Here is a 21,618-nt window from a genome sequence, read left to right as displayed (position 1 = left end):
ACGAAGCCCCGGCGAGCGGGGCAGGTCGCCATGGTACTGCATGTCGAGGCAACTGACGAGCGGCATCAGTGCGCGTCGATGAACTCCAGCACGGCGCGATTGAAAGCGGCCGGGCGCGTGGCGTTCATGCCGTGGGAAGCGCCGGCGATGACGCTGCTGCGCACGTCCGGCAGCGCCTGCGCCAGAGCCTGGACCACCTGCGGGAAGGGCTCGGGGCTGAGTTCGCCGCGCAGCAGCAGGGCCGGCACCGCCAGCGTGGCCAGGCGCGCGCGCCCGAGCGGCTCCGGCCGATCGGCGACCTGGCCGATCAGCGTCATGGCGTTATCGGTGGCCATGTCACGGAAGTGCCGCGAGGAACGCCGCCAGATCCCTGACCCGCTGACGGTGTCGACAAACAGCTCCAGGCCCGCCTCGACCTCGCCCTGGCGGATCAGCTGCAGCGCCTGCTCGCGGAAACGGTTGCGCTCGGCCGGCGGCGCCGGCATCGTCACGCCGGCGGCCTGGAACAGGTCGGCGGCGAAATCCCCGCCCGGGTCGCAAAGCACCAGCGAACGCAGGCGCCCGGGCGCCGCCAGCGCCAGGCGCAGGCAGATATTGCCGCCGCGCGAATGCCCGAGCAGGTGCACCGGCTCGTCCAGCCTTTCGATCAGCGCGAGCAGGTCCTCGACATGCTGGGCGGTAGTGAAGTCCCCGCCCGCGCCATTCCAACGCTCCGGATAATAATGTCGAAGACTGGGCGCCAGCAGACGATAGCGTTCGCCCAGCCCGCGCAACTGCCATTGCCAGTAGCGGTAATCGCAGAGCGAGCCGTGCACCAGAACCAGCGGCACGCCCTCCCCTTGCTCCAGGTACGCCAGTTCATGCCCATTGAGCGAATACGACTGGATATTCGAAAGCATCTACATCCCCACCCCATGGCGCACGCAAGTTATCGGCGGCTCCCATGGCGAACCGCCATCTAGTTTGATGGAGGGCGATTATCCGTGATTCGCGCCATGGCGATAAAGCCATACATTCGGAAGGACCTTTGCAATGCCGCGAAAAATACCTGGTCGAAGATTAATTATTGCATCGCCCGCTTATTTAAATTAATAATTCGCCGCCCACATAACTTTCCGAACACAATGGTCGCCGAATAGCTGCGCACCGATATCCGTTTCGGAATGACCTGCCCTGGAGTGCAAACATGTCCAAACTCGCGGAATTCCGTGAAGCCGAACGCCTGCTCAAAGAACAACTGGCCCTGCTGGAAAAACTGAAGAACGACAGCTCCCTGAAGAAGGAACTGGAATTCAAGGATCAGCTGCAGGCGCTGATGGATGAATACGGCATGAACCTGCGCAACGTCATCGACATCCTCGACCCGCAGGGCACCGCCAACAACACCGCCGCCGCGCCGGCTGCCAGCGCCCCGCGCCGCAGCCGCCAACTGAAGGTGTACAAGAACCCGAACAACGGCGAAGTGGTGGAAACCAAGGGTGGCAACCACAAGACGCTGAAGGCCTGGAAACAGCAGTACGGCGCCGAGACCGTGGAGTCCTGGCTGCAGAAGTGATGCCCGTCCCGCGGCGGCCGATGCCGCCGCGGGAACCTTCGCGGAAACATCCGCTGACGACCCGCACTTGAAAGACCCGCCCGGCATCCGGATAATGCCGCCCGCGAGTCATGAACTTCAGGTCGCCCCTCCCGACGCCGCCCACCCCAACCAGGGCGCCGCAGCCGGGATACACAGGGCCACGGCCAGCAGCCAGTCACTGGCAGGCGTATCCAGAGCACCCCTTGAGGTGCAGTAAATCGTCCTTACATATTTGGCAAGCCCGAACTTCGGGGGCTGGCGTATTCTCCCGCCATGGCGCCCTCGAAAGACCTCTTCGAGTTTTCATTCGCTGCCACATTCCGGTCATGGATATCACGCATTCTGCGTTCGACCGGAGTTTTTTACGTTTCACGCGGTCATAGGACCGTGACTATTTGGAAGAAAGACAATATGAAAAAAAGCACTCAGATCCAGGAGGCGATCCGCACCCTCAAGGCAGCTTTCGCCCCGCTCAACTGCATCATCCTGGCACCGCGCAAAGACAGCTTCAGCTTCGCCCTGGTGGACGAACACGGCATCGCCTGCCATAGCGAGCGACTCTATCCGCAGCAATACCAGGCCGCAGAGCCGCTGCAGGCCGTCATCGCCCGCGTGCAGAGCACCCTGGCCGCCTGATCGGCACCCGACGAAAAGCCCCGCGAATGCGGGGCTTTTCATTTTCGGCCCGCTCACTCCAGGCGCAGACCAGCCTTGAGCGCCGCCACCTCGGCAAGTCGCTGCGGGTAATCAGCCGCCGGCGCGGCATAGGTCAGCGAATAGGCCGCCTCCTTGCCCAGCGCGACCTGCACACCCTGCTTCATGGCCTCGCTGCCGTTCTGGCTGATCGAGCAGACCAGCTCCAGGCCGTCCAATCCCCCAAGGGATGCCTGCCGCGGCTTGCTGCAGGCCGCCTGGAAGCCCTGGCGCAGGAAATCGACCTGCAGCGACTTGCGCATCTGCAGGATCACCCGCTGCAGGTCCACACCCTTCACCTCGGCCAGGCGGCTGCGGGTGATTTCCACCACCAGCGCCTGGGAGCCATCCGCCGCCAGCCTGACACCGCGCTCGCGACGCAGCGCCGCATCGTCGTCCGGCGCCTCGGGCGAACGCGTCACCTGCCAGCCCTCCGGCCATTCCGCCAGCCCGGCGGCCGTTGCCAACCCACTCGCCGCGCACAGCAGAAACACCCCGAGCCCTCGGCCCCACCCACCACTCATGCCACGCCTCCCACACTTCCCGACCAGCAGTAGTCGCGAAACGCCACTGCACTTTTGCCAGACAAACTACACTGATTGCCGTCGATTGGCTGTTGAGCCCCGGCCGGCAATTCGTCGCTCGATGCACCCGCCACGCCAGGGACCGGCAACGCCCACGAGGGAATACGTGATGCGCAGCGAAAAATCCAAGGACGCCAGGCAACCCTTCGCCACCCCGACACCCGACGAGACGCCGGAAGCGCCCCCGCTGTTCCCGGTCGCCAGCGACGAGCAGGAACGGTTGCGCTCACTCTACGCCACCGGTTATCTCGACGCGCCGGCCAACCCGCAGTTCGACTCCTTCACCCGCCTGGCCGCACATCTCTACGGGGCCCCCATCTCGGCCATCTCGCTGATCGCCGCCAAGCGCGCCTGGCTGCTCTCCGCACACGGCCTGCCCCACGGCCTGAACACGCCGCGCGAAGACTCCTTCTGCGCGCGCTGCAGCCTCAAGCCCGGCGGCGTGATGATCGTCGAGGACGCCTCGCTCCACCCCGAATTCGCCGACAACCCCCTGGTCACCGGCCCGCTCGGCTTTCGCTTCTATGCCGGAGTGGCCGTCAAGGACGCCAGCGGCCGCGCCCTGGGCGTGCTCTGCGTGGTGGACACCCAGCCGCGCAGCGCCAGCGAGGAGGAACTCGGCCACCTGCGCGACCTGGCCGACTGCATTTCCGCCCTGATCCAGCGCGACCAGAAAATCTCCCAGGAAACCGATCGCGACCCGGTCAGCGGCCTGCCCAACCGCCAGGCATTGCTGCGGGCGCTCGCCGACAAGCTGGGCCACTACCACCTCGACGACGACTTCCCCACGCTGATCACCCTCGACATCGAGGATTTCGAACAGCTGCGCAACGGCCTCGACCCACGCGAGACCGACGCCCTGCTGCGAGCCTTCGCCGGGCGGCTGGAAGACTGCTTCCCGCAGGCCGAACTGCTCGCCCACCTCGGCGCCGACGAATTCGCCGCCCTGCTTCCGAAGCGCCTGGACGAACAAGCGCTGACGCAACTGCTGGGCAACGCCATCGAGCAACTGGGCGAGCCCTTCATCCTCGATGAACGCAGCCTCTCGCTGACCGTCACCGCCGGCCTCGCCTCCACCTCCGACGAACAGCTCAGCGCCGACCGCCTGCTGCGCAACGCCATCCTGGCCAAGCGCGACGCCCACGCGCAGCCGCTGGACAAGTGGCGGCAATACACCCCGGAACTGGAGTCCAACCTGCCGCCGCTGAACCCGGCGCCTCAGCTGAACCTGCGCCGCGCGCTGCAATTCGGCGAACTGACCCTGGCCTACCAGCCGATCGTCGCCACCCCGGAGCGGCGCCTGGTCGCCGCCGAGACGCTGCTGCGCTGGAACCACCCGCAACTGGGCCAGGTGCCGCCCTCGGAGTTCATTCCGCTGGCGGAGAAGAACGGCATGATCATCCCCATCGGCACCTGGGTGCTGCGCGAGGCCTGCCGGGAGGCAGCGTCCTGGCCCGGCAACATCAGCATCTCGGTGAACGTCTCGCCGGCGCAGATCAACCGGGCGCTGCCGCCCCTGGTGGCGCAGACCCTGGCCGAATTCCGCCTGCCCGCCGGCCGGCTGATGCTGGAAGTGACCGAAAGCACCGTCCTGGAAGCCTCGCCGGAGAACGTGGCGATACTCGAGGAACTGCGCAGCCTGGGCGTGCAGATAGTGCTCGACGACTTCGGCACCGGCTTCGCCTCGCTCAACTACCTGCTGCGCTTCCCCTTCGACAAGATGAAGGTCGACCGCTCCTTCGTCAGCGGCGTGCTCGAGCGCCATGATTGCCAGACCATCGTCCGCGCCATCATCGGCATCGGCGACTCCCTGGGCATCCCCATAGTCGCCGAAGGCGTGGAAACCGCCGGCCAGCTCGCCTGGCTGCACGACAACGGCTGCCGCCTGGTGCAGGGCTACTTCACCGGCCGCCCGCTGCCCTGCCATGCACTGCGCGCCCTGATCCCCGGCCTCAGGCACAGCGCCAGCGCCGCCTGAGCCGCCGGACGAACGCATCGGCGCCGATACAAACCTTACCCTGCCGATACCAAGTTTCTCGGGACACCCGCGCCGCGGGCGTGTCTACTTTGCGCCCATTTTTCCAACCCTGGTGTCGCCATGCTTTCCAGATTGACCAAAGTCGCCCTGCTGCTCGCCCTCGTCTCGCTCTCCGGCTGCTGGCCGTTCTTCCCGCCCTTCGGTGGGCCGGGAGGTGGCGGACACGGCGGTGGCGGCCATGGCGGCGGGCCCGGCTTCGAGCGCCGTTAAGCACGCAGGGGCACCCGGCGCGACCGGTGAATCCAATCGCGGACGGAGTCCGCTCCTACGCCCGCGCTTTCCCGGAATCGTAGGAGCAACCGTCTTTCCGGCTGCGCCGAGGCGCCCTTGGTAGGAGCGAGCTTGCTCGCGAACAAGCTCCGCTGCAGGACCCATTCGCGAGCAAGCTCGCTCCTACGAAAAGCCATGTGTCCCTGGAAGCGTAGGAGCGGACTCCGTCCGCGATCACCCCAAATCGCGCGCAAACAAAAAGGGCGATCCTCTCGGATCGCCCTTTCTGCTACCGCCGAAGCGGTGAATTGGTAGGCACAATTGGACTCGAACCAACGACCCCCACCATGTCAAGGTGGTGCTCTAACCAGCTGAGCTATGTGCCTAACGATAAGGGCGCCCGCTTAAGGTCGCCCTCTCGCTACCGCCGAAGCGGGAATTTGGTAGGCACAATTGGACTCGAACCAACGACCCCCACCATGTCAAGGTGGTGCTCTAACCAACTGAGCTATGTGCCTAGCGATGGGGGCGCATTCTACGCGAAGGCGTTGAACCGTCAAGCATTTTTTCGCTAACCCCCTGAAAAAGGGAATTTTTTTATGTTCGTCCTTGCGTAAAAAATTTTGCACGGCCACTAGCCGAGTGATTTCGACTCGGGTAGCATCAGCCCATCTCGTAAAAAATAACAAACACAGGTGCAATATGCCGCACACTTCTTATCCCACTTCCTACTATGCAGCCTCGGCCAATCCGGTCCCTGCGCGCCCCGAACTCAAGGGCGAGACCGAAACCGACGTGTGCATCATCGGCGCGGGCTACACCGGCCTGTCCACCGCCCTCTTCCTGCTGGAGAACGGCTTCAAGGTGACCGTGCTGGAGGCCGCCAAGGTCGGCTTCGGCGCGTCCGGCCGCAACGGTGGCCAGATCGTCAACAGCTACAGCCGCGACATCGACGTCATCGAACGCACCGTCGGCCCGAAGCAGGCGCAACTGCTCGGCCAGATGGCCTTCGAGGGCGGCCGCATCATTCGCGAGCGCATCGCCAAGTACGACATCCAGTGCGACCTGAAGGACGGTGGCGTATTCGCCGCCCTCAGCGCCAAGCAGATGGGCCACCTGGAGTCGCAGAAGAAGCTCTGGGAGCGCTTCGGCCACACCCAGCTGGAGCTGATGGACGCCAAGCGCATCCGCGAAGTGGTGAACACCGACAGCTACGTCGGCGGCATGCTCGACATGAGCGGCGGCCACATCCACCCGCTGAACCTCGCCCTGGGCGAAGCAGCGGCGGTGGAATCCCTTGGCGGCGTGATCCACGAGCAATCCCCGGCGGTGAAGATCGAGCGTGGCGCCAACCCGGTGGTGCACACCCCGCAAGGCCGGGTGAAGGCCAAGTTCGTGGTAGTCGCCGGCAACGCCTACCTCGGCGGCCTGGTCCCGGAGCTGGCCTCCAAGTCCATGCCCTGCGGCACCCAGGTGATCACCACCGAGCCGCTGGGCGACGAGCTGGCCAAGACCCTGCTGCCCCAGGACTACTGCGTCGAGGACTGCAACTACCTGCTCGACTACTACCGCCTGACCAGCGACAAGCGCCTGATCTTCGGCGGCGGCGTGGTCTACGGTGCCCGCGATCCGTCGAACATCGAGGCGATCATCCGTCCGAAGATGCTCAAGGTCTTCCCGCAGCTGAAGGACGTGAAGATCGACTTCGCCTGGACCGGCAACTTCCTGCTGACCCTCTCGCGCCTGCCGCAGGTCGGCCGGATCGGCGACAACATCTACTACTCCCAGGGTTGCAGCGGCCACGGCGTCACCTACACGCACCTGGCCGGCAAGGTGCTGGCCGAGGCCCTGCGCGGCCAGGCCGAGCGTTTCGACGCCTTCGCCGACCTGCCGCACTACCCCTTCCCGGGCGGGCGCATGTTCCAGGTGCCGTTCTCCGCGATCGGCGCCTGGTACTACAACCTGCGCGACAAGCTGGGCGTGTAACCCGCCCTGCGAACGACGACGACGGCGCCCTAGGGCGCCGTTTTCGTTGGCGCGCCGCTGTCGCTGCGGATCTGCGCGTGGCTGATCAGGGCGAAGATCAGGCTACCGCCGACGATGTTGCCGGCCAGCGTCGGCAGCGCGAAGTCCAGCAGGAAGGCCTTCCAGCCCAGCTCGCCGGCCCACATCAGGTAGCCGACCTCGCAGGTGCCGACCACGATGTGGCTGAAGCTGCCCAGCGACATCAGGTAGGTGACCAGGATGATGATCCACACCTTGGCGCTCTCCGCCGCCGGCACCAGCCAGACCATGGTGGCGATCATCCAGCCGGAGACGATGCCGCGGGAGAACATCTGCCGGCCGTCGTTCTCCATGACTTCGCGGCCGATCTCGAGGAAGGCCTGGTCGGTCTTCGCATCGAAGATCGGCAGGTGCAGCATGGCGTAGGCGAACAGCAACGCGCCGGCGACGTTGCCCAGCAGCACCACGCCCCACAGGCGCAGCAGTTGCCCGGCCTTGTGCAGGGTCGGCTCGCTCATCAGCGGCAGCACCGCGGTGAGGGTGTTCTCGGTGAACAGCTGCTGGCGGGCGAGGATGATGGCGAGGAAGCCCACCGGGTAGCCCAGGCTGGTGACGATGGCCGCGCTGTCGTGCTCCGGCAGCCTGGCGCGGAACAGCCCCATGGCCATCAGCGACAGGCCGATGGTCAGCCCGGCGGCCAGGGCCGACCACCAGAGCGCCGCCAGGGTGCGCTCCAGCTCGTGGTTGCCCTGCAGGCGGATCACCTCATGCAGCACCAGCGCCCGGGGTGGCTGGGCCTTCTCGACCTTGCGGCGCTCCTCGGCGGAAAGATCGTCCGCGGTATCGCCCTTGCCGGCGACATCGCGTGCCGGCTGCTGCTTGTCGCTGGCCATGGGTTGCACCTCATCAAGGGATGCAACTTAGGCCGGCGATCAAGCGCAGCGGTTCAAAGAAAATGCCCCGCTGCGCCTCAGCGCACGGGGCAGGCCGGCGCGGCGCTGCATTGCCCGGCAGCCACCGGTGCCGCCTGGGGCGCCTGGAGGAAACGCGCATCCGTCGGCGCCAGCTGGTGCGCGCAACTCGCCGGGGCGCGGGCCTGCTCGGCGCAGCCGCGCTCGGCCATGACGTTGGCCAGGTTGTACCAGGCGGCGGCGAAGTCCGGCCGGGCGGCCACGCTGTGGCGCAGCGCCGTTTCGGCCTCGCCCAGGTCGCCGGCGGCGTAGCGGGCGTTGGCCAGGGCGAACCAGCCCAGCGGCTCCTGCGGCCAGGCCCGGGTGGCGGTGCGGTAGGCCTGGCCGGCCAGGGCCTGTTGCCCGGTTTCCTCCAGGTCGTGGGCCGCGCGCAGCCAGCGTGTCGGTTCGACGCTGGCCGGCAGCCGGTCGGCCGGCAGCGTCAGCACCGCCCAGCGCCCGCTGCGCCGCCAGGTGACGTCGAACGCGGTGAAGTCGATCACCAGGCGCTGGGTGATGCCGGAGCGCAGCACCAGTTCGTGGCGGTCGCGGTCATAGCCGACCACCACGGCGTAATGCCACATCGGCAACCAGTCCAGGCCGTTGTTCTGCAGCACCAGCACCGGGTTGCCGGCGGCCACTTCCTTGAGCACGTCCTCCAGGCGCGGGCGCAGCGGGTAGACCAGCAGGCCCCTCTCACGCGCCGCGGCCACCAGCTCGACCTGCAGGCTGCCCTGGCGCTGCGGCAGGAACACCCGCTCCTTCAACTGGTTCGGCGTCACCCGCACGCCGCGCTGGTTGAGCACGGTGGCAAGCGCCGCCGGACCGCACTGGTATTGCTGCTGCGGGAAGAACTGCACCGCGGAAAGCTCGACGCGCCGTGGCAGCGCGTCGACCTCCGCCGGCAGCCGCGGCGCCGTGGCGCAGCCGCCGAGCAGCAGCGCGGCCAGGGCCACGGCAGCGGCGGCGTGCCTCAACGCTGGCACCGCACGAAGGTGAAGATATGCGTGATGCAGAGCATGTCGGTGATGATGAAGATCAGCAGGAACAGGATGATGATGCCGATGATGCCACCGGCCGGCGCCTGGTCCAGCTGCTGGTTGAACTGCGCCAGTTCCTCGTTGGACAGGCTCTTGATGCGCTGCTCGACCTGGCTGCGCTCCACGCCCATGGATTGCAGCTTCTTCTGCACGCCCTGGTCATCGAGCATGCGCAGCAGCTGCTCGCGGTCGACGTGCTGCTGTTGCGCCTGCAGCACCTCGCCAGTGCCCACCATCGCCGCCTGCGCCAAAGGCACCTCGGCCACCACGCCCAACTGCGCCAGCACCAGCACGGCCGCCAGGCGCTTCACCCGTTTTGTGATTGTCATTCTGGGTCTCCTCCACTTTGACGCGCTAGCAGACCGCCGGGTAAAGCCGGAGGTTCCGCGCCGCCAAGCACGGTTGCACAAGCAAAGCCCGGGCGCCGTCGCCGAACGCGGCACCTTCTGTTCAGATCACGGCGTCAGGCGTTTGGTTCGAAGCGCAAGCGTCGCCAGTCCACGGCCAGGTGGCCGAGGTACACGCAAGGGTAGGCATGGGGCAGCAGGAAATGCTCGTGGCCGGCCACGGCCAGCCCGGCGCGCCGGCAGTCCAGGCGCAGCAGGCGGCCCCAGGCATAGGACTGGGCATCGATCGCCTGCGCGCCGAAGGTCGCCCCCGGCCAACGCGCCCGGCACCAGTCGAGCAGCGCCCGGGCATCGCGCACGGCGGGCAGGCAGGCGATCCGCACCTCGTCGTCACGCCAGTCCAGCGCCCGCGGCGCATCGAAAGCGGCCTGGCGTTCCAGCGGCAGCGGGCAGACCCGGGCCCCGTCGGCCAGCAGCTCCAGCGTCACTGCCAGTGGCTGCCAACTGCTGTGCTCCAGCGCCCAGAGCAGGTCGCCATCGACTTCCAGCGACGGCCGCCCCGCCACCCGCTGGCGGAAACCCTCGCAAACCAGGCAGCAATCGCCCAGTGGAATTCGCAGTTGACTCTCGCTCACATCAGCCTCGCAGCACATCGGCCGCGTGATTCTAGGGAAAGCCCGTGGCCTACGGAAAGCCCCGTCAGGGCGTTCCGCCCTGCTGCCGGGCTTTCTGCCGCTCCAGGTAGTCCAGCTTCCACTGCTCGACGCCCAGGTGCGCCGGATCGAGGCTGGCCTCCACGCCATGGCGGGCTTTCAACGCGGCCACTTGCGCCGCCTGTTCGACGAGGAAGCGATCGAAGCAGCGGACCAGCTCGGGATGCCGCTCGCTGGACAGCCGGAAGTCGCTGCGGGTGTGCGGCAGGCCCGGGTCGAAGACCAGGGCGCCGGGCCGGGCGCGGAGGTTGTCCAGGTAATAGGTGGCGACCACCACGTTGAAGTAGGCGCCGTCGGCCTCCTTCTTCAGGGCCTGGTGGATCATCTGCCGCAGGTCGGCGCTGGGCAGCCGCGCCAGTTGCCCCTGTTCGATGGCCTGCTGGTAGCCGCGCGGCGTCCAGCCGTCCACCACGGCCAGGCGCTTGAGCGCCGGCAGGCCCTGGCCGACGCGTTCGGGAGCGACCAGCACGCCGTCGACGTATTGCACCACCGGCTGGCTGTAGACCAGGGCGTGCCCGGCCTTCTGCGTCTCGGCCCAGGCCGGGTTGTCCGGGTACTTGAGGTCGACGCGCCCCTCCAGCAGGGCCGGCAGCAGGCGCTCCACCGGCAGCGGACGGTACTCCAGCTGCACGCCGCAACTGCTGGCGAAGCGGTCGAGCAGTTCGCGGGCGAAACCCTGGTAGCGCCCCTGGGCGTCGGTGCTGTAGTGCGGCAGGAATTGCAGGTCTTCGACGCCGACCACGTAGGTCTGCGCCATGGCCTGGGAGGAAACGGCGGCGCCGAGCGCCCAGCCGAGGACCGCGAGCTTCATGGGCTCTCCTTGTTGGTTTTGTTGTTTCCGGGTGCGGCTCAGCCGCCGGTCATGCTCATGAAGCGCAGCACCTGGACCTGCTCGGCGGCGTCGAAGTGGTGGCGCTGCGGCTTGAGCTGCAGCGCCTCGACCAGCGCCGCGCGCAGCCGGGCACCGTCGCCGGGGTGGCTGCGCAGCAGTTGGCGCAGGTCCAGCACGCCTTCGTGGCCGAGGCAAAGCACCAGCTTGCCCTCGGCGGTGACGCGCACGCGGTTGCAGTCGCCGCAGAAGTTGTGGCTGTGCGGCGAGATGAAGCCGATGCGGCTGGGCAGCCCGTCGACGCGGTAGTAGCGTGAGGGGCCGCCGCTGCGCTCCAGGCTGGGCGTCAGTTGCCAGTGTTCGGCCAGGCGGGCGCGCACCTCGTCGCTGCTGCACAGGGTCTGCGCGCGGTCGTGGCTGCTGATGCTGCCCAGCGGCATCTCCTCGATGAAGCTGATGTCCAGCCCGCGGGCCAGCGCGTACTCCACCAGTTCGCAGACTTCGTCGTCGTTGCGCCCCTTCTGCACCACGCAGTTGAGCTTGATGCGTTCGAAACCCGCCGCCCGCGCAGCCTCTATCCCCGCCAGCACCTGGGGCAGGCGGTCGCTGCGGGTGAAGGCGGCGAAGCGTTCGCGGCGCAGCGAATCCAGGCTGATGTTCAACCGGCGCACGCCGGCGGCGCGCAGCTCGGCCGCGCGGCCGGCCAGTTGCGAGCCGTTGCTGGTGATCGCCAGGTCTTCCAGTTCGGCGCGCGCGCCGAGCCGCGCCAGCAGCGAGGTCAGGCCCTTGCGCACCAGCGGCTCGCCGCCGGTGATGCGGATACGCCGTACGCCCAGGGCGATGAAGACGTCGGCCACCGCGTAGAGTTCTTCCAGGCTCAGCACCTGGTCGCGCGGCAGGAACTGCATGTCTTCGCTCATGCAGTAGGTGCAGCGGAAGTCGCAACGGTCGGTCACCGACAGGCGCAGGTAGGTGATGCGGCGGCCGAAGGGGTCGACCAGTTGGCTGTCGGACATGGCGGCGAGCTCTTGGAAGGCCGGGCGCCGTGGCGGCGCCGGGGTCCGGCAGACTCTACAGAAAACCTGAACCGCGGGTCAACTTCAGCCGCCGGGCCCTTGCTTGAGGGGCCCGCGGAGCCGGTGCTACCATCGCCGGCCCAGCCATGGGCTACCCGCGCACAAGAAGACCCAGCAGACCATGACCAGCATTCGCGAACGCAACCGACGCCTGATCCTCCGCGCCGCCAGCGAAGAGTTCGCCGAAAAGGGCTTCGCCGCCACCAAGACCAGCGACATAGCGGCGCGCGCCGGACTGCCCAAGCCCAACGTCTACTACTACTTCCAGTCCAAGGAAAACCTCTACCGCAGCGTGCTGGAAAGCGTGGTGGAGCCGCTGCTGCAGGCTTCCGCGCCGTTCCGCGAGGACGACGAGCCGGCCGAGGCGCTCAAGGCCTACATCCGCTCCAAGGTGCGCATCTCCCAGGAGCTGCCGCACGCCTCCAAGGTGTTCGCCAGCGAGCTGATGCACGGCGCGCCGCACCTGCCCAGGGAATACCTGGACGAGCTGAACGCCCAGGCCCAGCGCAACATCGCCTGCCTGCAGAGCTGGATCGACCGCGGCCTGCTGGCCCCGGTGGACCCGCACCACCTGCTGTTCACCATCTGGGCGGCGACCCAGACCTACGCCGACTTCGACTGGCAGATCTCCATGGTCACCGGCAAGGACAGCCTCAGCGACGCCGACTTCGAGGCCGCCGCCGAGACCATCACCCGCCTGGTGCTGCGCGGCACCGCGCCGGACGCCGGCGAGCCGGCCAAGACCAGCGGCCGCATGCGGCCGTTGCCGCTCTAAATCATCTCTGCTGCGTAGGGCGTATAACGCTCCGCGTTATACGCCGCTTGACCTTGGCTACCTGCCCGCTCGGGGTCGACCTGGGCGTGAGAAATGTTCGCCAAGGTTGGCCATGGCATTTGCGATGGCATCGGCGTAGCGGCGTATAACCGAGAACGGTTATACGCCCTACCCGGCTGCTTTTCGTAGGAGCGAGCTTGCTCGCGAACCAACCCCGCAGCGGAGCCGTTCGCGAGCAAGCTCGCTCCTACAAGAGCACTTCTCCGCCCTGCTCCTACAGGTAATTACCCCGCGTCGGCCACCAGGCCGGCGGCCTGGATGCCGCGGATGGCGCATTGCTCGTCGATGTCCGAGGCGTCGCCGCTGATGCCGATGGCGCCGATTACCCGGTTGCTCTTGTCGCGGATCAGCACGCCGCCCGGCGCCGGCACCACGTTGCCCTGGGCCAGGGTGTTCACCGCGGCAATGAACGACGGGCGCTGCTGGGCGTCGGCGGCCAGCGCGCGCGAGGACTTGCCCAGGGCCACCGCGCCCCAGGCCTTGCCGATGGCCACCTGCGGGCGCAGCAGGCTGGCGCCGTCCTCGCGCTGCAGGGCCACCAGGTGGCCGCCGGCGTCGAGCACCGCCACGGTCAGCGGCGCGGTGGAAAGTTCGCGACCGGCGGCCAGGGCGCTGCGGGTGATGGCCAGGGCGGTGTCCAGGTTGATTTCGCTCATGAGGGGTTCCTCGCAAAGGGATGAGACGTGCGCCCGCGCCTTTTTCGAAAGACGGCGCGGCGTTGCAAAGCCCTTGATGGAATAGCCGAAGGCAACCCCGGACGCAACGACTAAATACAATCATTAGACATTTTGTACACAACACTAAAACCAGAAAAATACAACACCAGTATCGAATCAACCGCTCAAGGATGCCGGGTTTCCCAGTACCCCGGGGTGTTGTAGATGGCCTTCAGGTAGTCGATGAAGAAGCGCACCTTGGCCGGCAGGTAGCGCTGCTGCGGGTACACCGCCTGGATGTCGTAGGCGGGAATCTCGTACTCGTCGAGCACCGTCACCAGCTCGCCGGCCTTGAGCTCGGCCTGGATTTCCCAGGTGGAGCGCCAGCCGATGCCCAGGCCCTGCTTGACCCAGTCGTAGAGCAGCTCGCCGTCGTTGCAGTCGAGGTTGCCGGACACCCGCACCGCCACCTGCCGGCCGTCGCGCAGGAAGGTCCAGCCGCGCTGCTGGCCGCCCTGCAGGTTGAAGGCCAGGCAGTTGTGCCGCGTCAGGTCTTCCAGCACCCGCGGCACGCCGTGCAGCTCGAAGTACGAGGGCGCGCCGCAGACCACCCGGCGGTTGGGGAACAGCTTCACCGCCACGTAGTTGGGGTCGGTGACCTCGCCGATGCGGATGCCCATGTCGTAGCCCTGGCGCACCAGGTCCACCAGGCTGTCGGTGAAGTTGAACGACAGCTTCAGGTCCGGGAAGCGCTCCAGGAAGGCCGGCGCGTGGGGCGCGATGTGGCGCCGGCCGAAGGCCGCCGGGGCCGACACCACCAGGTGCCCGCGCACCGAGTTGCCGCCGCGGGCGACGCTGGCGTCGGCCTCGTCGAAGTCCTTGAGCAGGCTGCGCGCGCGCTCCAGGTACTGCTCGCCGAGGTCGGTCAGCTGCAGGCCGCGGGTCGAGCGGTGCATCAGCTTCACGCCCAGGTGCTGCTCCAGCGCATCGAGGCGCCGGCCCATGACCACCGGGGTCACGCCTTCACTCAGCGCCGCCGAGGCGAAGCTGCCGTTGTCCGCTACCAGGACGAAACTGCGGATGAGGGTATAGCGGTCCATTCGATACTCCAGATATCGACAGAACTGAAGTATCCATCAATTCCGTCGCTTTGGCACAGCCGGCATCCTTGCCCCCAACAAGAAAACCACCGACTCAAGAGGAAAGGTCATGGCCAAAATGAGAGCGATCGAGGCGGCCGTCCTGGTCATGCGCCGCGAAGGCGTGGACACCGCCTTCGGCGTACCGGGCGCCGCCATCAACCCCATGTACGCGGCGATGAAGAAGCTCGGCGGCATCGACCACGTGCTGGCCCGCCACGTCGAAGGCGCCTCGCACATGGCCGAAGGCTACACCCGCACCAACGCCGGCAACATCGGCGTGTGCATCGGCACCTCCGGCCCGGCCGGCACCGACATGGTCACCGGCCTGTACTCGGCCTCCGCCGACTCCATCCCGATCCTCTGCATCACCGGCCAGGCGCCGCGTGCCCGCCTGCACAAGGAAGACTTCCAGGCCGTGGACATCACCAGCATCGTCAAGCCGGTGACCAAGTGGGCCACCACCGTGCTGGAGCCGGGCCAGGTGCCCTACGCCTTCCAGAAGGCCTTCTTCGAGATGCGCAGCGGCCGCCCCGGCCCGGTGCTGATCGACCTGCCGTTCGACGTGCAGATGGCCGAGATCGAGTTCGACATCGACGCCTACGAGCCGCTGCCGGTGCACCGCCCGAGCGCCACCCGCGCCCAGGCCGAGAAGGCCCTGGCCCTGCTCAACGACGCCGAGCGCCCGCTGCTGGTCGCCGGCGGCGGCATCATCAACGCCGACGCCTCGACCAGGCTGGTGGAATTCGCCGAACTGCTCGGCGTGCCGGTGATCCCGACCCTGATGGGCTGGGGCACTATCCCCGACGACCACCCGCTGATGGCCGGCATGTGCGGCCTGCAGACCTCGCACCGCTATGGCAACGCCACCCTGCTGGAGTCCGATCTGGTGTTCGGCATCGGCAACCGCTGGGCCAACCGCCACACCGGTTCGGTCGACGTCTACACCGCCGGCCGCAAGTTCATCCACGTGGACATCGAACCCACCCAGATCGGCCGCGTGTTCACCCCGGACCTGGGCATCGTCTCCGATGCCGGCGCCGCGCTGGACGCCTTCCTCGAAGTGGCCCACGAGTGGAAAGCCGCCGGCAAGCTCAAGGACCGCAGCGCCTGGGTCGAAGCCTGCCGCGAGCGCAAGCGCACCCTGCAACGCAAGACCCACTTCGACAACGTGCCGGTCAAGCCGCAGCGCGTGTACGAGGAGATGAACGAGTTCTTCGGCAAGGACACCTGCTACGTCAGCACCATCGGCCTGTCGCAGATCGCCGGCGCGCAGTTCCTCCACGTCTACAAGCCGCGCCACTGGATCAACTGCGGCCAGGCCGGCCCGCTGGGCTGGACCATCCCCGCCGCCCTGGGCGTGGTCAAGGCCGACCCGAGCCGCCAGGTGGTGGCGCTGTCCGGCGACTACGACTTCCAGTTCATGATCGAGGAGCTGGCCGCCGGCGCGCAGTTCAACCTGCCGTACATCCACGTGCTGGTGAACAACTCCTACCTGGGGCTGATCCGCCAGGCCCAGCGCGGCTTCGAGATCGACTACTGCGTGCAGCTGGCGTTCGACAACGTCAACGCGCCGGAACTCAATGGCTACGGCGTGGACCACGTCGCCGTGGTGGAAGGCCTCGGCTGCAAGGCGATCCGCGTGTTCGACCCGAACCAGATCGGCGCCGCCTTCGCCCAGGCCCGCGAACTGATGCAGCAGCACCGCGTGCCGGTGGTGGTGGAAGTGATCCTGGAGCGTGTGACCAACATCGCCATGGGCACCGAGATCAACGCCATCAACGAGTTCGAGGAGCTGGCCCAGAGCCGCGACGACGCGCCTACCGCCATCTCGCTACTGGACTGACGAAGTACCGGGCCCCGCGTGCACGGGAGCCGTGGCAGGGAAAACCACAGCCTGCGCACGGCGGGGCCCACCCCTTACGGAAATACGTGTTTCATCACCAGGAGGCCCCGACATGCCCCGTTTCTGCGCCAACCTGTCCATGCTCTTCACCGAGGTGGACTTCCTCGACCGCTTCGAAGCCGCCGCCAAGGCCGGTTTCAGCGGCGTCGAATACCTCTTCCCCTATGACTTCGAGGCCGAGGCCATCAAGGCCAAGCTCGACGCCAATGGCCTGGAGCAGGTGCTGTTCAACCTGCCCGCCGGCGACTGGGGCAAGGGCGAACGCGGCATCGCCTGCCACCCCGACCGCGTCGAGGAATTCCGCGCCGGCGTCGACAAGGCCATCGCCTACGCCAAGGTGCTGGGCAACAAGCAGGTCAACTGCCTGGCCGGCATCCGCCCGCAGGGCTACGACTGCGCCACCATCGAGAACACCTTCCTGAACAACCTGGAGTACGCCGCCGAGAAGCTCGAGGCCGCGGGCATCAAGCTGGTCATGGAGATGATCAACACGATCGACATCCCCGGCTTCTACCTGCAGACCACCCAGCAGGCGCTGGACGTGCGCGAGAAGGTCGGCAGCCCCAACCTGTTCCTGCAGTACGACATCTACCACATGCAGATCATGGAAGGTGACCTGGCCCGGACCATGGAAAAGAACCTGCCGACCATCAACCACATCCAGCTGGCCGACAACCCCGGCCGCCACGAACCGGGCACCGGCGAAATCAACTACCGCTTCCTGTTCGGTCACCTGGACCGCATCGGCTACCAGGGCTGGATCGGCTGCGAATACAAGCCGGCCACCACCACCGAGGCGGGGCTGGGCTGGCTGAAGAGCCATAACGCAGTGTGAACGAAACAGCTCCGTAGGATGGGTTGAGCTTGCGATACCCATCACCACCGGCATCGATGGGTATCGCTTCGCTCAACCCATCCTACGAAAGAACTCCGCTGCCCGGTCTCACCGGGCAGCCAACAGACAAACAGAACCAGGAGACACCCTCATGGCCAAGATCGGATTCATCGGCACCGGCATCATGGGCCTGCCCATGGCGCAGAACCTGCAGAAAGCCGGCCACCAGCTGTTCCTCTCCGCCCACCACGACAAGGCCCCGGCCGCGCTGGTCGAAGCCGGCGCCGTGGCCCTGGCCAACCCCAAGGAAGTGGCCCAGGAAGCCGAGTTCATCATCGTCATGGTCCCGGACACCCCGCAGGTCGAGGACGTGCTGTTCCGCCAGGACGGCATCGCCGAGGGCGTCGGCCCGAACAAGGTGGTGATCGACATGAGCTCCATCTCGCCCACCGCCACCAAGGCCTTCGCCGAGAAGATCAAGGCCACCGGCGCGCAGTACCTGGACGCCCCGGTCTCCGGCGGCGAGGTCGGCGCCAAGGCCGGCAGCCTGAGCATCATGGTCGGCGGCTGCCCGAACACCTTCGAACGCGCCCTGCCGCTGTTCCAGGCCATGGGCAAGAACATCACCCGCGTCGGCGGCAACGGCGACGGCCAGACCGCCAAGGTGGCCAACCAGATCATCGTCGCGCTGAACATCCAGGCGGTGGCCGAGGCCCTGCTGTTCGCCGCGCGCAACGGCGCCGACCCGGCCAAGGTGCGCGAGGCGCTGATGGGCGGCTTCGCCTCCTCGCGCATCCTCGAGGTGCACGGCGAGCGCATGGTCAAGGGCACCTTCGACCCGGGCTTCCGCATCAGCCTGCACCAGAAGGACCTCAACCTGGCCCTGGCCGGTGCCCGCGAACTGGGCCTGAACCTGCCCAACACCGCCAACGCCCAACAGGTGTTCAGCACCTGCGCGGCGCTGGGCGGCAGCAACTGGGACCACTCCGGGCTGATCAAGGGCCTGGAGCACATGGCCAACTTCTCGATCCGCAAGGACTGAGAAAGCGGACCGTAGGATGGCGTTGAGCGCAGCGATACCCATCGATTCATGCAGCATGGGTTTCGCAAGCTCAACCCATCCTACGGGCCAGTCACTGGTTTCCCGCGTTCGCGGGAATGACGGGAACACACTCGGCTTCGTTATGGGAGTGATGAAGCAGAGTTGAAGCATGAACGTCACCCCCGCGAACGCGGGGGCCCAGCGACTCGCTTTCGAACCCCGGCCGGCGTGAACACGGCCTCGCCGGCCGGGCGTTTCGAAGGCATTGCCCAGGCGCTTGCCCCCAGGCGCCTGCGCAATGCCGCAATAAAAGAACAACGACAAGAACCTGAGGAGCCCCAGATGAGCCTCGACCCACGCGCCCTGCTGCGCGAGCTGTTCGACACCGCCATCGCCGCCGCCCACCCGGCGCAGACGCTGGCCCGCCACCTGCCGCGGGTGCATGGCGGGCGCACCATCGTCATCGGCGCCGGCAAGGCCGCCGGGGCCATGGCCGAAGTGGTCGAGGCGCACTGGAAGGACGAGCAGGTGGACGGCCTGGTGGTCGCCCCCTACGGCTACGGCGCCAACTGCCAGCGCATCGAAGTGGTGGAAGCCGCGCACCCGGTGCCGGACGACGCCGGCGAGCGCGTGGCCCGCCGCGTGCTGGAGCTGGTCAGCGACCTGAGCGAAGACGACCGGGTGATCTTCCTGCTCTCCGGCGGCGGCTCGGCCCTGCTCGCCCTGCCCGCCGAAGGCATCTCCCTGGATGACAAGCGCGCGCTGAACAAGGCGCTGCTCAAGTCCGGCGCCGCCATCGACGAAATGAACTGCGTGCGCAAGCACCTCTCGGCCATCAAGGGCGGTCGCCTGGCCCGCGCCTGCTGGCCGGCCAGCGTGTACACCTACGCGATTTCCGACGTGCCCGGCGACGAGGCCACGGTGATCGCCTCCGGCCCCACCGTGGGCGACCCGACCACTTCCGCCGACGCCCTGGCCATTCTCAAGCGCTATGGCATCGACACCCCGGCGCACATCCGCGCCTGGCTGGAAGACCCACGCTCGGAGACCGTCAAGCCCGGCGCCGACTGCCTTTCGCGCAGCTACTTCACCCTCATCGCCACGCCGCAGCAGGCCCTCGACGCGGCCGCCGCCAAGGCCCGCGCCGCCGGCCTGGAGGTGCTGATCCTCGGCGACCTGGAAGGCGAATCCCGCGACGTGGCCAAGGTCCACGCCGGCATCGCCCGCCAGGTGCGCAAGCACGGCCAGCCGCTGGCTGCGCCCTGCCTGCTGCTCTCCGGCGGCGAGACCACCGTCACCGTACGCGGCAAGGGCCGCGGCGGGCGCAACGCCGAGTTCCTGCTCAGCCTCACCGCCGCGCTCAAGGGCGAGCCGGGCATCTGGGCGCTGGCCGGCGACACCGACGGCATCGACGGCATGGAGAACAACGCCGGCGCACTGATGAGCCCGTGCAGCTACCAGCGTGCCCTGGCCGCCGGGCTGAACCCGCTGCACGAGCTGGACGACAACAACGGCTACGGCTTCTTCGCCGAACTGGACGACCTGGTGGTCACCGGGCCGACCCGCACCAACGTCAACGACTTCCGCGCCATCCTGATCCTCGAGAGTGACGAGCAATGAACAGCGACAAGAAGGTCAAGATCCTCGCCACCCTCGGCCCGGCCATCAAGGGCCGCGAGGACATCCGCGCCCTGGTGGACGCCGGCGCCAACCTGTTCCGCCTGAACTTCAGCCACGGCGAATACGCCGACCACTCCCAGCGCTACCAGTGGGTGCGCGAGGTGGAGGCCGAGCTGGGCACGCCCATCGGCATCCTCATGGACCTGCAAGGGCCGAAGCTGCGTGTCGGGCGTTTCGAGAACGGCGCGGTGATGCTGCAGAAAGGCCAGAGCTTCACCCTCGACCTGATGGACGCCCCCGGCGACGAGCGCCGCGTGACCCTGCCGCACCCGGAGATCATCCAGGCCCTGGAGCCGGGCATGAGCCTGCTGCTGGACGACGGGCGCATCCGCCTGCAGGTGCTGAACAACCACGGCGACGCCATCGAGACCCGCGTGCTCAACAGCGGCGAGCTGTCCGACCGCAAGGGCGTCAACGTGCCCGAGGCGGTGCTCAAGCTCAGCCCGCTGACCGCCAAGGACCGCCGCGACCTGGAATTCGGCCTGGAGCTGGGCGTGGACTGGGTGGCGCTGTCCTTCGTGCAGCGCCCGGAAGATATAGAGGAAGCCCGCGCGCTGATCGGCGACAAGGCCTTCATCATGGCCAAGATCGAGAAGCCCTCGGCGGTGCAGAGCATCGAAGAGATCGCCCGCCTGGCCGACGCCATCATGGTCGCCCGCGGCGACCTCGGCGTGGAAGTGCCGGCGCAGAACGTGCCAGGCATCCAGAAGCGCATCATCCAGGTCTGCCGCCAGCTCGGCCGGCCGGTGGTGGTGGCCACGCAGATGCTCGAATCCATGCGCTTCTCCCCGGCGCCGACGCGCGCCGAGGTCACCGACGTGGCCACCGCGGTCAGCGAGGGCGCCGACTGCGTGATGCTCAGCGCCGAGACCGCCTCCGGCCAGTACCCGGTGGAAGCGGTGGAAATGATGGCCAAGATCATCCGCCAGGTGGAAGCCGAGCCGGACTACCAGGGCCAGCTGGAACTGAACCGCCCGGAGCCGGACGCCACCGTGTCCGACGCCATCAGCTGCGCCATCCGCCGCATCAGCCGCATCCTGCCGGTGGCGGTGCTGGTCAACTACACCGAGTCCGGCAGCTCCACCCTGCGCGCCTCGCGGGAACGGCCGAAGGCGCCGATCCTCAGCCTGACGCCCAACCTCAAGGCGGCACGGCGGCTGAGCGTGGCCTGGGGCGTGTATTCGGTGGTCAACGAGCAACTGGCCCACGTCGACGAGATCTGCGCCACCGCCCTGGAAATCGCCCTGGCCCAGCGCATGGCCCAGCGTGGCGATACCGTGGTGGTGACGGCGGGACTGCCGTTCGGGCAGCCGGGGAGTACCAATATGTTGAGGATCGAGACGGTGGCGCCGGCGTTGTCGGCCTGAAGAGCAAAGAGCCCCTCTCCCCAACCCTCTCCCGCAAGCGGGAGAGGGAGCTGAACGGCAGAAGGCGTAACGCCGGAGTCACCGGCCACGCCGGACTG

At 67.4% G+C, this 21,618-nt stretch carries 21 protein-coding genes and 2 tRNA genes; 11 read left to right on the top strand and 12 right to left on the bottom strand.

Annotated features, from left to right (window positions below):
* Positions 1-65: 65 nt before the first annotated feature.
* The gene (locus tag BM060_RS12300; RefSeq protein WP_074980399.1) at positions 66-899 is read right to left on the bottom strand and encodes an alpha/beta fold hydrolase; all 834 of its coding nucleotides are present in this window, start codon (positions 897-899) and stop codon (positions 66-68) included.
* A gap of 287 nt (positions 900-1,186) precedes the next feature.
* Between BM060_RS12300 and BM060_RS12295 the strand changes: the two genes are divergently transcribed.
* The gene (locus BM060_RS12295; RefSeq protein WP_074980398.1) at positions 1,187-1,555 is read left to right on the top strand and encodes a histone-like nucleoid-structuring protein, MvaT/MvaU family; all 369 of its coding nucleotides are present in this window, start codon (positions 1,187-1,189) and stop codon (positions 1,553-1,555) included.
* 432 nt (positions 1,556-1,987) lie between these two features.
* Complete coding sequence (locus BM060_RS12290) at positions 1,988-2,212, top strand: hypothetical protein (protein ID WP_074980397.1); 225 nt, start codon at positions 1,988-1,990, stop codon at positions 2,210-2,212.
* A 53-nt stretch (positions 2,213-2,265) separates the two neighbouring features.
* Here BM060_RS12290 and BM060_RS12285 read toward each other — a convergent pair whose 3' ends face one another.
* A complete protein-coding gene (locus tag BM060_RS12285) occupies positions 2,266-2,793 on the bottom strand; it encodes a DUF4946 domain-containing protein (protein ID WP_074980396.1) in 528 nt (175 codons plus the stop codon).
* Between the two features lie 169 nt (positions 2,794-2,962).
* Between BM060_RS12285 and BM060_RS12280 the strand changes: the two genes are divergently transcribed.
* Positions 2,963-4,831, top strand: a complete 1,869-nt coding sequence (locus BM060_RS12280) for a putative bifunctional diguanylate cyclase/phosphodiesterase (RefSeq protein WP_074980395.1) — start codon at positions 2,963-2,965, stop codon at positions 4,829-4,831.
* A gap of 120 nt (positions 4,832-4,951) precedes the next feature.
* The gene (locus BM060_RS32935; RefSeq protein ID WP_162839902.1) at positions 4,952-5,101 is read left to right on the top strand and encodes a hypothetical protein; all 150 of its coding nucleotides are present in this window, start codon (positions 4,952-4,954) and stop codon (positions 5,099-5,101) included.
* A gap of 309 nt (positions 5,102-5,410) precedes the next feature.
* Here the strand turns inward: BM060_RS32935 and BM060_RS12275 are convergent.
* Both BM060_RS12275 and BM060_RS12270 read right to left on the bottom strand, forming a co-directional pair.
* Positions 5,411-5,487: transfer RNA gene (locus tag BM060_RS12275), tRNA-Val, on the bottom strand.
* A gap of 55 nt (positions 5,488-5,542) precedes the next feature.
* Positions 5,543-5,619 (bottom strand) — tRNA-Val (locus BM060_RS12270).
* Positions 5,620-5,803: 184 nt separating this feature from the next.
* Here BM060_RS12270 and BM060_RS12265 point away from each other — a divergent pair.
* Positions 5,804-7,087 carry an NAD(P)/FAD-dependent oxidoreductase gene (locus tag BM060_RS12265; protein WP_074980394.1) on the top strand — a complete coding sequence of 428 codons (1,284 nt, stop codon included), beginning with the start codon at positions 5,804-5,806 and terminating at the stop codon, positions 7,085-7,087.
* A 29-nt stretch (positions 7,088-7,116) separates the two neighbouring features.
* Here the strand turns inward: BM060_RS12265 and BM060_RS12260 are convergent, their stop codons facing one another.
* From BM060_RS12260 to moaA, 6 genes are all read right to left on the bottom strand, one after another.
* A complete protein-coding gene (locus tag BM060_RS12260; RefSeq protein ID WP_135499824.1) occupies positions 7,117-7,998 on the bottom strand; it encodes a formate/nitrite transporter family protein in 882 nt (293 codons plus the stop codon).
* 77 nt (positions 7,999-8,075) lie between these two features.
* On the bottom strand, positions 8,076-9,032 hold the full coding sequence (locus tag BM060_RS12255) for a PA2778 family cysteine peptidase (RefSeq protein ID WP_083426765.1): 957 nt from the start codon (positions 9,030-9,032) through the stop codon (positions 8,076-8,078).
* Positions 9,029-9,424: a PA2779 family protein gene (locus BM060_RS12250; RefSeq protein ID WP_074980392.1), complete on the bottom strand. Its 396-nt coding sequence runs from the start codon at positions 9,422-9,424 to the stop codon at positions 9,029-9,031. Before BM060_RS12250 ends, BM060_RS12255 begins: the two co-directional genes overlap by 4 nt.
* Positions 9,425-9,558: 134 nt before the next feature.
* Positions 9,559-10,077: a hypothetical protein gene (locus BM060_RS12245; RefSeq protein WP_135499823.1), complete on the bottom strand. Its 519-nt coding sequence runs from the start codon at positions 10,075-10,077 to the stop codon at positions 9,559-9,561.
* A gap of 64 nt (positions 10,078-10,141) precedes the next feature.
* Positions 10,142-10,966, bottom strand: coding sequence for a substrate-binding periplasmic protein (locus BM060_RS12240; protein WP_074980390.1), 825 nt, complete (start codon positions 10,964-10,966; stop codon positions 10,142-10,144).
* A 38-nt stretch (positions 10,967-11,004) separates the two neighbouring features.
* Positions 11,005-12,000, bottom strand: coding sequence for a GTP 3',8-cyclase MoaA (gene moaA, locus BM060_RS12235; protein WP_074980389.1), 996 nt, complete (start codon positions 11,998-12,000; stop codon positions 11,005-11,007).
* A gap of 181 nt (positions 12,001-12,181) precedes the next feature.
* Here moaA and BM060_RS12230 point away from each other — a divergent pair, with 181 nt between their 5' ends.
* Positions 12,182-12,835 carry a TetR/AcrR family transcriptional regulator gene (locus BM060_RS12230; protein WP_074980388.1) on the top strand — a complete coding sequence of 218 codons (654 nt, stop codon included), beginning with the start codon at positions 12,182-12,184 and terminating at the stop codon, positions 12,833-12,835.
* A 284-nt stretch (positions 12,836-13,119) separates the two neighbouring features.
* Here the strand turns inward: BM060_RS12230 and BM060_RS12225 are convergent, their stop codons facing one another.
* Positions 13,120-13,551, bottom strand: coding sequence for a GlcG/HbpS family heme-binding protein (locus BM060_RS12225; protein WP_074980387.1), 432 nt, complete (start codon positions 13,549-13,551; stop codon positions 13,120-13,122).
* 185 nt (positions 13,552-13,736) lie between these two features.
* Positions 13,737-14,651, bottom strand: coding sequence for a LysR family transcriptional regulator (locus BM060_RS12220; RefSeq protein WP_074980386.1), 915 nt, complete (start codon positions 14,649-14,651; stop codon positions 13,737-13,739).
* Between the two features lie 109 nt (positions 14,652-14,760).
* Between BM060_RS12220 and gcl the strand changes: the two genes are divergently transcribed.
* The 5 genes from gcl to pyk all read left to right on the top strand — a co-directional run bounded on the left by gcl (position 14,761) and on the right by pyk (position 21,520).
* Entirely contained in the window at positions 14,761-16,536 is a 1,776-nt protein-coding gene (gene gcl / locus BM060_RS12215; protein ID WP_074980385.1) for a glyoxylate carboligase, read from the top strand.
* A 112-nt stretch (positions 16,537-16,648) separates the two neighbouring features.
* The gene (hyi, locus tag BM060_RS12210) at positions 16,649-17,431 is read left to right on the top strand and encodes a hydroxypyruvate isomerase (RefSeq protein WP_074980384.1); all 783 of its coding nucleotides are present in this window, start codon (positions 16,649-16,651) and stop codon (positions 17,429-17,431) included.
* Positions 17,418-18,473, top strand: coding sequence for a 2-hydroxy-3-oxopropionate reductase (locus BM060_RS12205; RefSeq protein ID WP_342590298.1), 1,056 nt, complete (start codon positions 17,418-17,420; stop codon positions 18,471-18,473). The genes hyi and BM060_RS12205 overlap by 14 nt, the downstream gene beginning before the upstream one ends.
* A gap of 342 nt (positions 18,474-18,815) precedes the next feature.
* Positions 18,816-20,093 (top strand): glycerate kinase type-2 family protein, encoded by a 1,278-nt coding sequence (locus BM060_RS12200; protein WP_058490353.1) that lies wholly within the window; start codon positions 18,816-18,818, stop codon positions 20,091-20,093.
* Entirely contained in the window at positions 20,090-21,520 is a 1,431-nt protein-coding gene (gene pyk / locus BM060_RS12195; RefSeq protein ID WP_074980382.1) for a pyruvate kinase, read from the top strand. Before BM060_RS12200 ends, pyk begins: the two co-directional genes overlap by 4 nt.
* The last annotated feature ends 98 nt before the right edge of the window (positions 21,521-21,618 follow it).

The sequence above is a fragment of the Pseudomonas citronellolis genome (assembly GCF_900112375.1).
In the GTDB taxonomy this organism is placed as follows: Bacteria; Pseudomonadota; Gammaproteobacteria; order Pseudomonadales; family Pseudomonadaceae; genus Pseudomonas; species Pseudomonas citronellolis.
The sequence above is the reverse complement of the archived record's forward strand: the minus strand, read 5'-3'. Positions and strand labels throughout refer to the sequence as shown.